This is a genomic window from Pseudomonas sp. S3_C06 (assembly GCF_054667675.1).
This window is the reverse complement of record NZ_CP162747.1, coordinates 6401230-6413104: the sequence shown is the minus strand read 5'-3', so window position 1 is coordinate 6413104 and position 11875 is coordinate 6401230. Positions and strand designations below refer to the sequence as shown.

Annotated in this window: 9 protein-coding genes; all 9 read left to right on the top strand. The window is 59.6% G+C overall.

Translation table 11 applies throughout. The features are described 5' to 3' along the window. The first annotated feature begins 12 nt into the window (after positions 1–12). The 9 genes from tssC (at position 13) to AB4N44_RS28460 (ending at position 11870) form a co-directional block, all read left to right on the top strand. Positions 13–1494 carry a type VI secretion system contractile sheath large subunit gene (gene tssC / locus AB4N44_RS28500; protein WP_007911038.1) on the top strand — a complete coding sequence of 494 codons (1482 nt, stop codon included), beginning with the start codon at positions 13–15 and terminating at the stop codon, positions 1492–1494. A 102-nt stretch (positions 1495–1596) separates the two neighbouring features. After that, positions 1597–2094 (top strand): Hcp family type VI secretion system effector, encoded by a 498-nt coding sequence (locus tag AB4N44_RS28495; RefSeq protein ID WP_150650720.1) that lies wholly within the window; start codon positions 1597–1599, stop codon positions 2092–2094. A 15-nt stretch (positions 2095–2109) separates the two neighbouring features. Then, positions 2110–2553, top strand: coding sequence for a type VI secretion system baseplate subunit TssE (gene tssE, locus AB4N44_RS28490; protein ID WP_460111044.1), 444 nt, complete (start codon positions 2110–2112; stop codon positions 2551–2553). Beyond that, a complete protein-coding gene (gene tssF, locus AB4N44_RS28485) occupies positions 2537–4330 on the top strand; it encodes a type VI secretion system baseplate subunit TssF (RefSeq protein ID WP_460111046.1) in 1794 nt (597 codons plus the stop codon). Before tssE ends, tssF begins: the two co-directional genes overlap by 17 nt. Then, complete coding sequence (gene tssG, locus AB4N44_RS28480; protein ID WP_150751804.1) at positions 4294–5319, top strand: type VI secretion system baseplate subunit TssG; 1026 nt, start codon at positions 4294–4296, stop codon at positions 5317–5319. The genes tssF and tssG overlap by 37 nt, the downstream gene beginning before the upstream one ends. A 2-nt stretch (positions 5320–5321) precedes the next feature. After that, positions 5322–7862, top strand: coding sequence for a type VI secretion system ATPase TssH (gene tssH, locus AB4N44_RS28475; RefSeq protein ID WP_460111049.1), 2541 nt, complete (start codon positions 5322–5324; stop codon positions 7860–7862). A gap of 111 nt (positions 7863–7973) precedes the next feature. Beyond that, the gene (locus AB4N44_RS28470; protein ID WP_174245056.1) at positions 7974–8657 is read left to right on the top strand and encodes a hypothetical protein; all 684 of its coding nucleotides are present in this window, start codon (positions 7974–7976) and stop codon (positions 8655–8657) included. 68 nt (positions 8658–8725) lie between these two features. Beyond that, entirely contained in the window at positions 8726–9796 is a 1071-nt protein-coding gene (locus tag AB4N44_RS28465; protein WP_150751802.1) for an OTU domain-containing protein, read from the top strand. Between the two features lie 64 nt (positions 9797–9860). After that, the gene (locus tag AB4N44_RS28460) at positions 9861–11870 is read left to right on the top strand and encodes a type VI secretion system Vgr family protein (protein ID WP_460111051.1); all 2010 of its coding nucleotides are present in this window, start codon (positions 9861–9863) and stop codon (positions 11868–11870) included. The last annotated feature ends 5 nt before the right edge of the window (positions 11871–11875 follow it).

Below are 11875 nucleotides of genomic sequence, written 5' to 3'. Positions count from 1 at the left end.
GGAGAATTCGCCATGCCCGCTTCAGCTCAGAAACAAGCCAGCGACAGTACGACCGAGACACTTTCCCTGCTCGACCAGATCATTCTCGACGGCCGCATGGCCCACGATGACAGTCAGCAGGATTACGCCCGCGACATGCTCGCGGAATTCGCCACCCAGGTGCTTGACGAAGGCATGGCCATCGACAAGGACACCGTGGCGATGATCAACGACCGTATCAGCCAGATCGACGAGTTGATCAGCGCCCAGCTCAACGAGGTGCTGCACCACCCCGATCTGCAAAAACTCGAAGCCTCGTGGCGTGGTCTGCACCTGCTGGTGCAGAACACCGAAACCAGCACCCGGCTGAAATTGCGCCTGCTCAACGTCACGCAGAAAGAGTTGCAGAACGACCTGGAAAAAGCCGTCGAATTCGACCAGAGCGCGCTGTTCAAGAAGATCTACGAAGAGGAATACGGCACCTTCGGTGGCCATCCCTTCAGCTTGCTGGTCGGTGATTACACCTTCGGCCGCCATCCGCAGGACATTGGCCTGCTGGAGAAGCTGTCGAACGTTGCCGCCGCTGCGCATGCACCGTTCATTGCCGCCGCCAGCCCGCGCCTGTTCGACATGAACAGCTTCACCGAACTGGCCGTGCCGCGTGATCTGTCAAAGGTGTTCGAGAGCCAGGAACTGATCAAGTGGCGCTCGTTCCGCGAGAGCGAGGATTCGCGTTACGTGTCTCTGGTGCTGCCGCATTTCCTCCTGCGCCTGCCCTACGGCCCGGACACCTCGCCAGTGGAAGGCATCAACTACGTCGAAGACGTCAACGGCACCGACCACAGCAAATACCTGTGGGGCAATGCCGCGTGGGCGCTGTCGCAACGCATCACCGAAGCGTTCGCCAAGTACGGCTGGTGCGCGGCGATTCGTGGCGCTGAAGGCGGCGGCGCGGTGGAAGGTCTGCCAGCGCATACGTTCCGCACCAGCTCCGGCGATCTGTCGCTGAAATGCCCGACCGAAGTGGCGATCACCGATCGTCGCGAGAAAGAGCTTAACGACCTCGGTTTCATCGCCCTGTGCCACAAGAAAAACAGCGATGTGGCGGTGTTCTTCGGTGGCCAGACCACCAACAAATCCAAGGTCTACAACACCAACGAGGCCAATGCCAACGCGCGGATCTCGGCGATGCTGCCCTACGTGCTCGCTGCGTCACGTTTCGCCCATTACCTGAAGGTGATCATGCGCGACAAGGTCGGCAGTTTCATGACCCGCGACAACGTGCAGACCTACCTCAACAACTGGATCGCCGACTACGTGCTGATCAACGACAACGCGCCACAGGAAATCAAGGCGCAGTACCCGTTGCGTGAAGCGCGGGTGGACGTCACCGAAGTCGCCGGCAAGCCTGGCGCCTACCGGGCGACGGTGTTCCTGCGGCCGCACTTCCAGCTGGAAGAGTTGACCGCGTCGATCCGTCTGGTGGCGACGTTGCCGCCGCCGGTTGCCGCTTAAAGCTCCAGAGAAAACCCTGATGGCGAGAGGATTTATCCCCTCGCCACGGGTTCCGTGTTCAGCCCATTTGCCTAATGTGAATTTCTTCAGGAGTTTCAAGCGATGGATGCAATCATTCTCGACCTCGGCGGCGACATCAAAGGCGACAGCCTGCTCGAAGGTTTTGCGGACAAGATCGAAGTCATGTCCTACAGCCACAATGTGGCAATGCAAGTCACCAACGACGTCAGCAACTCGGAGCGCACCTCCGGCAAACCGCATATCGGTGAATTCACGGTTACCAAGTTCGTCGACAGCTCGACACCCTCGCTCAACGAGTACTGCTGCGCCGGCAAACCGATCCCCGAAGCAGTCATCACCATCGGCCGCAACGCCGCCGAGGGTAGCGGGCAGTTGATGCCCTTCATCGTCTACACCCTCACCAACGTGGTGCTGTCCAACGTCAGCGTCAGCGGCGGCACCGGTGGCAAACCGGTGGAAACCGTGTCGCTGAACTTCACCAAGATCAAATGGGAACTCACCGCGCAGAAAGACGACGGCACCAAGGAAGGCACCGCTGCGTCGACCTGGGACATGGCCGCCAACAAGCTTGTCAGCTAACCCGGCGTCCTGGCCATGGCAGGCACCGGCATGCGCGCACCGCTGTTCGAACGCCTCGAGTCCAGCGAGGCCGAGAACCCGCGCGCATTCGATCAGCAGGACTTGCTCGACTCGGTGCACGCCGAGCTCGGGCGCCTGTTCAACACCCGCCGTGGCCCACTCACACGGACCACGCCAGCGAGTGTGATCGACTACGGCATCGCCGACTGGAGCGCCTTGCAACAGCAGCGCAGCGATGATCGGCGCAAGCTGGCGCGAGATATCCGCGAAGCCATCAGTCATTTTGAACCGCGCCTGCTGTTGGGCGAAGTTCAGGTCAATCCGTTACCCGAACATCCGCAGCGAATGCGCATTCGCTTGCTCGGCGAGTTGCGCAGCGGCCAGCAGCACTGGCCGGTGGCGTTTGTCATCGAGCCCGGCGGCGAGGGGCTGGAGGTGCGCCATGAGCGACTCGATTGACCCGCAACTGCTCGACTACTACCAACGCGAACTGACCTGGCTGCGTCACGCCGGCAGCCAGTTTGCCGAACGCTATCCAAAAGTCGCACGGCGCCTGGAACTGTCCCCGGGCGAATGCCCCGATCCCCACGTTGAGCGTTTGCTGGAAGGTTTTGCACTGCTCGCCGCACGCCTGCAACGGCGCCTGGATGACGACTACGCCGAGTTCAGCGATGCGTTGCTCGAACAACTTTATCCGTTGGCGATGCGGCCGTTGCCGTCCTGCGCCATCGTGCAGTTCGAGCCGGACCCGAGCAAAGGCAACCTCGACGACGGCTATACCCTGCCCCGTGATACGCCGTTATTCGTCACCACCAGCAAAGGCGAGAGCATTCACTTTCGCACCTCGGCCGCCGTTCGTTTATGGCCGATCGAAGTCAGCGAGGCACTGCTGCTGGGCAGCGATGAAGCCCAGGCGTTAACCGGCGTCGCGCAGTCGCGCTCGGCGTTGCGTTTGAGCCTGCGTTGCCTGGGCGAGAGCCAATGGGCAGATCTGGGCATTGAGCAATTGCGCATCCATCTGGCCGCGTCACCGGTGGTCAATGCCTGCCTGTATGACCTGCTCGGCGCGCATGCGGTGCAGGTGCTGGCGGGGTCGCCGGGCAGTGTTCCGACGGTGCTGAAAAGCTTGCCGAACATCGTCGGTTTCAGCGATGACGAAGCACTGTTGCCGGATGAAGACGGTGTCCATCCGGGCATGCGCTTGCTGGCCGAGTATTTTGCTTTCCCGGACAAATTCCACTTTTTCGATCTGCCGTTGCGCGGAGTTTCCAGCGACAGTCAGACCCTCTATCTGTACATCGTTTTCGACCGTGCCCCCGCTAGCCGCCTGCACTTGCAGGCCAGCGACATCACCTTGGGCTGCGCGCCGGTGATCAACCTCTTCCCACGGACTTCCGAACCGCTGCGTCCCGATGGTACGCGCAGCGAGTATCGACTGATCGCCGACAGTCACCGAGAGAACAGCGTCGAGATCCACAGCATTCGCGGCATGCGCGCCAGTACCCGCACCGGCGTGCAGCGCCTGCCGGCGTATTACGGCAGCCAGCACAGCGCTGGCGACCAGCAGCGCTACTGGCATGCACGACGGGTCAACGGCATGACGCCAAACCGCCTCGGCAGTGATTTATTGGTGAGCGTGGTCGACACCCGTTTTGAACCGCAAACTGACCTGCCCGACTACAGCCTTACCGCCGAGTTGCTCTGCACCAACCGGTATCTGGCGCAAAGTCTGCCGGCCGGTACGCCGCTGGGCTTCGAGCGCCCCGGCCCGGTCGCCTGGGCACGCCTGCGCAATTCGCCGAGTGCGCAGAGTCTGCCGCGGCTGGACGGTGATTCGCGCTGGCGTCTGGTGTCGCAACTGACCCTCAATCATCTATCTCTGGTCGAAGGGCCACAGGCGCTGGATGCCTTGAAAGAGATTCTGCATTTGCACAATCTGCGCGATGAGGCCAGCGCCTTGAGACAGATCGAAGGTCTGCTGCAACTCAGCTGCGAACGGGTGATCGGCCATGTCGGCGCCGATGCCTGGCGCGGCTGGCGCAATGGTCTGGAAGTGCAGTTGCAGCTTGATCCGCAGCACTTTGTCGGCAGCAGCGCGGTGCTGTTTTCGGCGGTGCTGGCGCAATTCTTTTCCCTGTACGCCACGGCCAATCGCTTTGTGCGCACCGTCCTGATGCAGTCCGACAAGGAGGTCAAGGCATGGCAACCCCAAGCCGGCATGCCCCTGTCGCTCTGACCCTGAGCCAACGCCTGCGCCGTGAGCCACAGGCCTTCGAATGGCTGCAGGCGTTGCTGTTGCTCGAACGCGAGCAGCCGCAGGCCGATCCACTCGGCAGCGGCACCTCGCCGCAGACCGAAGCGCTGAAACTGCGCGGGCCACTGACACCGGCGTTTGCCGCCAGCCAGATCGAAGCCCTGCACGAAGAGCCTGGCGAACCGCTGACACTCGACACACCGATATTCGGTCTCGGCGGCCCGGACGGCCCTCTCCCCTACGCCTATCAGGATTGGCTGCAACAACGGGCGCGGGCCAAGGATCATGCACCGGCCGCGTTTCTCGATCTGTTCCAGCATCGCTTGCTCAGCCTGCTCTACAAAGTGATGCGCAAACACCGGGTCGCGTTGGGTTTTGTCACGCCGGGGGCTTCGCCGGTGCAGGCGCAATTGCGCGCACTGACCGGTTTGCTGCCCAAGGCTTTGCAGGAGCGCCAGGCTGTTCCCGACTGCGCCGTGCTCGCGTGCACGGCGTTGTTTGCCGATGGCCGTCGCTCACTGGCGGGGTTCGCCGCGATTGTCCGCGAGCAGTTTGGCGTGCCGGTCGAATTGAGCGCTTACGAAGGTGCCTGGCGACAGATCCCGCCGGCCAGCCGCAGCGTGATCAAACCGGGTGGACGCAACTTGCAACTGGGCCGCAGCGCCGTGGCTGGCACGCGGGTCTGGGATGAACACGCCGGCATTCGCCTGACCCTCGGGCCGTTGCCATCGATACAGGCGGCGCGCTTTCTACCGGATGGCGAATCACACCCGGCACTGGCCAGCCTCGCCGGGTTGTATTTCGGCCCGGATCTGGACGTCAGACTGGTGCTGCGGGTGCGCGGGGCCGGGCCGCTGAAACTCGCTCGCCAGACCCCGGTTTTGCTGAGCTGGAACGGCGGTTTGCAGCGTCAGGCCAGCCTCGGCGTGCAAACCATCGAAACCCGCCTTCGTCAGCTGGAGATCACCTGAACATGGAACTGGCCAGCCTGATCGGACGCCTCAACCCGGACAACCGTCGCGCCCTCGAACGCGCCGCGCAGCGCTGTTTGCAACGCGGCCATCACTTTGTCGAGATCGAACATCTGTTGCTGGAACTGCTCGACATCGAGAGCGGTGATTTGGCTTTTCTGCTGCCGCGTTTCGGCCTGGAACGTGATGCGCTCACGGCGGAGATCAACAAGGCGCTGGACCTGTTCAAGGCGGGCAGTACGCGCACACCGGCGCTGTCGTCGCACACCCTCGGTTTGCTCGAAGATGCAGTGGTGCAGGCCAGTGTGCTGGGGCTCGACAGCATTCGTTCCGGGCTGCTGTTGTTGGCGTTGATCGATCGCGATGAGCGCCGCAGCTTGTTGCTCAACAGCGCCTCGTCGTTGCTGCGGATTCCCAAGGAAGCACTCAGGGCGAATCTGCTGGAATGGACGGAAAACTCTCGTGAACATGTCGGTGCGCGTCCGGGTTCATCGGCCAATTCAGCCCCACGCCGGGACTCGGTGCTCGATCAATACACCCAGGACCTGACGGCCGACGCGCATGCCGGGCGCATTGATCCGATCGTGGGTCGCGACGGTGAGATTCGCCAGTGCATCGACATTCTGCTGCGCCGTCGGCAAAACAATCCGATTCTGGTCGGCGCACCGGGTGTGGGTAAAACCGCCGTGGTCGAAGGCCTGGCCCTGCGTATCGCTGCCGGGGATGTGCCGCCGTCGTTGCAGGAAGTCAGCCTGCGGGTGCTCGACCTCGGTCTGTTGCAGGCCGGTGCCGGGGTCAAAGGTGAATTCGAACAGCGCTTGAAGGGCGTGATTGACGCCGTGCGCAGTGCCGACAAACCGATCATCCTGTTCATCGACGAAGCCCATACCCTGATCGGTGCTGGCGGTGCCGAGGGTGGCAGCGATGCCGCCAACCTGCTGAAACCGGCGCTGGCTCGGGGTGAGTTGCGCACCCTCGCTGCCACGACGTGGATGGAATACAAAAAATATTTCGAGAAAGACCCTGCCCTCGCCCGCCGCTTTCAACTGGTGCAGGTTGAAGAACCGGACGAAATCACTGCCGTGGAAATGCTTCGCGGCGTGGCCGCCAAACTTGAACAGCACCATGGCGTACAGGTGCTCGATGCCGCTATTCATGAAGCGGTGAAGCTCTCGCACCGCTACATTTCCGGCCGCCAGTTACCGGACAAAGCCATCAGCGTGCTCGACACCGCGTGCGCCCGCGTCGCCCTCGGCCAGCATGATGTGCCGCCGCCGCTGGAGAGCCTGCGCCACCGCCAGCAAAGTCTGAAAGAAGAAGTCGACCGTCTGCGCCGCGAACAGGCCACCGGGCTGGACTACCGCGAACGCATCACGCTGCTGGAAAGTGAATCGAAGACCAATGTGCAAGCCATCCGCGAACTGGAAACCCGCTGGGGCGAAGAGCGCGTAGCCGTACGCGAACTGCTCGACACGCGTCGTGAACTGCTGACCTTGAGCGAACGTGCCGACAGCGACAAACCCGATGAAGCCACCGACAGCCGCATCGATCATCTCGCCGCCGAGCTGTTGCGCCTTGAGGCCGGACTCGACGCGATTCGTCAGGACGATCCACTGGTGCCGGAACAGGTCGACACCAAAACCGTCGCCGCCGTGATTGCCGGCTGGACCGGCATCCCCGTCGGCAAAATGCTTGCCGACGAAGCCCACGCTGTGCGCACCCTCGGCCAGCGCATGGGCCAGCGGGTGATGGGCCAAAGCACCGCGCTCAATACCATCGCACAACGCTTGCAAGCCTACCGCGCCGGACTCACCGACCCGCAAAAACCAGTCGGTGTGTTCCTGTTGGTCGGCCCCACGGGCGTGGGCAAAACCGAAACCGCTTATGCCCTGGCCGATGCGTTGTACGGCGGTGAACGCAACCTGATCAGCATCAATCTTTCGGAATATCAGGAAGCCCACACCGTCAGCCAACTCAAAGGCGCACCACCGGGTTATGTCGGTTATGGCAGCGGCGGTGTGCTGACCGAAGCGGTGCGGCGCAAACCCTATTCGGTGGTGTTGCTGGATGAGATCGAGAAGGCACACCCGGATGTGCTCGAGGCGTTTTACAACGTGTTCGATAAGGGCTTGATGGAGGACGGCACCGGGTTGGTGGTCGATTTCAAGAACACCGTGATGCTCGCCACCAGCAACGTCGGCGCTGAGCTTCTACTTGATACGCCGGTTGCACAACTCGGCTCCGAAGCCTTCAACGAAGCCCTGCACAAGGTCCTGCTGCAAGCCTTCCGCCCGGCGTTTCTGGCGCGCATGACCGTGGTTGCCTATCGGCCGCTGGATGAGGCGACGCTGGAAGGGATTGTGCTCGCCAAACTTGAGAAGTTGCGTGGCCGCTACAAGGCAGCGACCGGCAAACAGTTCGAGTTTGATTCGGGAATTGTCAAAGCGGTGCTCGCCAAGTGCAGCGCGGCGGGTGCGCGGGATGTCGAGAATGTGTTGATGACGCAGGTGACGGGGAAGTTGGCAGAGTGGGTGTTGGAATAGCTTGACGTGATAGGGAGAAACCAATCTCAGTAGTTGCGTGCTAACAGCGGTTCATTCTCAGCGATGCTCCCGTCCAGACGGGCCTTTCAACCATCCAGCGGCAGATAAAAAATGTCCAAATACCTATCGCAAGTCCTCCTGTCTTTCCTTTCAGGACACGGTGACGACACCATCAATAACGGGACGAACTCCATAATCGCCAAAGGAAATACAACCGGGGTCACTTCGCACTCGTTCATTGCCAATACAACATCCCCTCAAACCGTCGCACAGACAGCGTCCGGAACGATGGGGCCATGGCGTCTCTACGTGCGTGGTCATGGCAGTCATTCCAAGCAAACGCTGGGATCATTCTCCGTTGATCAGGTTGCCTGGTATCTCAGTGAGTGTGGGCTCGGCACCAACTTGCCAGACGTCATTTCGGTGACTTCGTGCAAATTGGCACTCGGCACAGATCAATCCACCACCGAAAAAGTTTTTCAGCCCTCTTATGACAGCTTCGTCGGCAGGCTACATAAGCTGCTTGGAAACAAGTACAACCTGTACACCACCATGCACGGCAGAACAATGAACAATAGTGTCGTTAAAAATGCAGGCGCCCATACAGGTCGAAAAACAACCCGCACGCCAGGGGGCAAACATCTTCATCAACAGTCATTCGCAAAAGTTACTTACTACTGGGATAGCAGCAAAAACCAGCAGGTGAAATTTTCCTATAACGAAATGGAGATTGACGCCGAAGTCAGCGAAGCAATGGATATTGACTGGACTCCCGACATGATGGACATCGGGTAAGCGCTGACAACGTCTACCCATAAATAAACAAACAGTCCCTCCCATCCCCAACCGAGAAGCGGTGCATCATGTGCAACTTCAAAAAGATAATTACGATCGAAAGCATTATTGATGAGTTTCGGCTAACCATCGACCCCCATCAAAGCAAACCGCTGGAGTACACCATTTACTCTGCACCTGCTCGTTTCGATGATTCCACTCCGCTGAATTCCGCTGAGAACCAAACCTGTTTCTATCGGGCGATGACCGCCGAAGAGTTCGAGGCGTTCCGGTTCGGCACCGTGTTATCCGCCGCTGGCCATCAGGGATTCGCATCATTCCGCAACTACAGCAAAGCCTACCTCAACAAAATGTTCGGGCGTAGTAACTATGCGGTACTCGTCGAAGTTTATGCTCCCCAATGGATCAAGGAGCTTTACACCCACGGGTGGTCAACCGGAAAGGCGGAAAGCGGCGACATGTCTTGGGGTATTGGCCAGACTCAATCCAATGGTTGGACCAACAAGGGAACAATCAAGGCTTCCAACAAAAACCTCGCCCGCTCCCCTCTAAGCATATTTCAGACCACTCGTCGTACATTCAAAGTCGTCAATCTCATCATCAAAGCCAAAACCAAGAAAAATGAAGCCCTTAACGCGCCTTCCGACGCACCATGGTTCGGCATATTCAGCACGATAGACACTGACCTGATTTCACCCAAGGACATCGAGTTACTCAAGAAAAGCAACGGTTTTTCATCAGATCTTCCGCGACTACCAATCAGTGAATCTCGTGATGAAAATGGAATACCCACAGATGGCAACTGTTTGTTCCATACGCTCTCAAGATGTCTTCAGCAAAGGGGTATGCATGGAATATCACACGAGGACCTCAGAAACTACGTTTGCTTGTACATGGATAACAACCCGGCCTTCTGTGAAACCTGGGGCATCACGGTGGCGTACATTACAAACATGCGACTATCCGGAACTTGGGGTGGAGGTATAGAAATAGCGATCATTGCGCAAATATATAATGTAAAGATCAACGTCATGATCCCCAATCAGGGATTTACTTCAATGATTGCGTTCAATGCAACGACTGAAACAGCGCCCATTCAAATTGAATACAGAAACGGCAATCACTACACCACGCCGTGAGTGCTGCCAGCGGAAAAAATCGTCACCGTCCTCCATGAACTGAAAGCTCACCAAAGGCCAATTCATGCCTCGCGCCACCGACAGCAGCACTACGATTTCACTCACCGCCACTTCGCTGTCGGCGCTGTTCCCTGAGTCGTTTTCAGGCGACGAAGCCCTGAACATATTGGGTTCACAAACCCTCAACGGTCTCAACGACGGCACTTCTCTTACGCTGACCAGCGCTATCGCTACCCACGTCACCACCACTCTGCACAACGATGCGCAGATGCGCGAGTTCGACGCACTGGTAGCCGAGATCCGCCAACTGCCCGCCGATGCCACAGCCGAGCGCTATAAGATCCTGCTCAGACCGTGGCTGTGGTGGCTGACCCTCGCGAGCAACAACCGGGTATTCCAGAACCTCGCCACGTCGGACATCGTCACGACGATTTTCAAGGCTCACGGCTTCACCGATTTCAAACTCTCGCTGACCGGCAGTTACACCCCTCGCGAATACTGCGTGCAGTACGGCGAAACCGATTTCGCCTTCGTCTCGCGGTTAATGGAAGAAGAAGGCATCTTCTGGTTCTTCACCCACGATGAAGGCAAGCACACGCTGGTGCTCGGCGACAGCAACGATGCCTTCGTACAGATCCCCAACGGGCCGACGGTCAAGTATTTGGGGCAAGGTCTGGGTGAGCGTGAGTTGCACGGCATTCGCTCCGGGCAGGTGTGCCTGCAAGCTGTGGCCGGGGTGTATCGGGCGACGGATTATGAGTTCACCACGCCGACAACCTCACTGTACGACCAGGCCGAAGCTGTGGCCGGGCCGCTTTCGATCTACGAGCATCCGGGCGGCTACAACGCCAAGGCGCGCGGTGATGCGCTGACCAAGCAACGGGTTGACGGCTTGCGCAGCGAAGAGAAACGCTTTGTCGGGGAAAGCGATTGTCGATGGCTGGTGCCGGGGCACTGGTTCACCCTCGACGGGCACGACGATGCCAGTCTGAACATCGATTGGGTGGTGACGCGAGTCACCCATGACGCCAGCCACGACAGTTATCGCAACCGCTTCGAAGCCATCCCCAAAGCCACGCCGTTTCGCCCGCAACGTGTGACGCCAAAGCCGCGCATGCATCCGCAGACTGCAATCGTCGTCGGTAAATCCGGTGAGGAAATCTGGACCGACGAATACGGCCGGATCAAGTTGCAGTTCCCGTGGGATCGCGACGGCAAGAACGATGAAACCAGCTCCTGCTGGGTGCGCGTGGTGTTGCCTTGGAGCGGCAAAGGCTTCGGCATGCAGTTCATCCCGCGCATCGGCCAGGAAGTCATCGTCACGTTTATCGACGGTGATCCGGACCGGCCACTGGTCACCGGTTGCGTTTATAACGGCGACAACGCCCTGCCCTATGCCCTCCCGGCCAATCAGACGCAATCGGGGATCAAGACTCAGTCGTCCAAGGGTGGCGGCGGTTTCAACGAATTGCGCTTCGAGGACAAAAAGGACGCTGAAGAAGTGTTCTTGCAGGCGCAGAAGGATTTCAACTTCAACGTGCTCAACGACACTACCGCCACCGTCGGCCACGACGAAACCCTCACCGTGCAGAACGCGCGCACCCGCACAGTGAAGGACGGCGACGAGACGGTGACGCTGGAAAAAGGCAAACGCAGCGTCACGATTCAGACCGGCAGCGACAGCCTCGATGTAAAGGACAGCCGCACGGTGAAAGTCGGCGCCGACCAGAATCACAGCACCGGCGGCAATTACACCGACAAGGTCACCGGTGATTACAGCCTGACGGTCGACGGCAACCTGACGATCAAGGTCAGCGGCACCCTGACCCTGCAAAGTGGCGGCAGCTTCACGATCAAGAGCGGCGCCGATCTGGCGACGTCCGCCAGCACCTCGATCACCCACAAGGCTGGAACGGCCTTGACCAATCAGGCCGGTACTTCACTGGACAACAAGGCCGGAACCACGCTGACCAACGACGCCGGCATCAGCCTGACCAACAAGGGCGCAGCCTCGCAGACCGTGGATGGCGGCGGCATGCTGACCATCAAGGGCGGTCTGGTGCAGGTCAACTGACAAGG

Excerpts from the sequence above, each read along its gene's own strand:
- tssC (WP_007911038.1), top strand. The coding sequence starts at position 13 with ATGCCCGCTTCAGCTCAGAAACAAGCCAGCGACAGTACGACCGAGACA.
- AB4N44_RS28495 (WP_150650720.1), top strand. The coding sequence starts at position 1,597 with ATGGATGCAATCATTCTCGACCTCGGCGGCGACATCAAAGGCGACAGC.
- tssE (WP_460111044.1), top strand. The coding sequence starts at position 2,110 with ATGGCAGGCACCGGCATGCGCGCACCGCTGTTCGAACGCCTCGAGTCC.
- tssF (WP_460111046.1), top strand. The coding sequence starts at position 2,537 with ATGAGCGACTCGATTGACCCGCAACTGCTCGACTACTACCAACGCGAA.
- tssG (WP_150751804.1), top strand. The coding sequence starts at position 4,294 with ATGGCAACCCCAAGCCGGCATGCCCCTGTCGCTCTGACCCTGAGCCAA.
- tssH (WP_460111049.1), top strand. The coding sequence starts at position 5,322 with ATGGAACTGGCCAGCCTGATCGGACGCCTCAACCCGGACAACCGTCGC.
- AB4N44_RS28470 (WP_174245056.1), top strand. The coding sequence starts at position 7,974 with ATGTCCAAATACCTATCGCAAGTCCTCCTGTCTTTCCTTTCAGGACAC.
- AB4N44_RS28465 (WP_150751802.1), top strand. The coding sequence starts at position 8,726 with ATGTGCAACTTCAAAAAGATAATTACGATCGAAAGCATTATTGATGAG.
- AB4N44_RS28460 (WP_460111051.1), top strand. The coding sequence starts at position 9,861 with ATGCCTCGCGCCACCGACAGCAGCACTACGATTTCACTCACCGCCACT.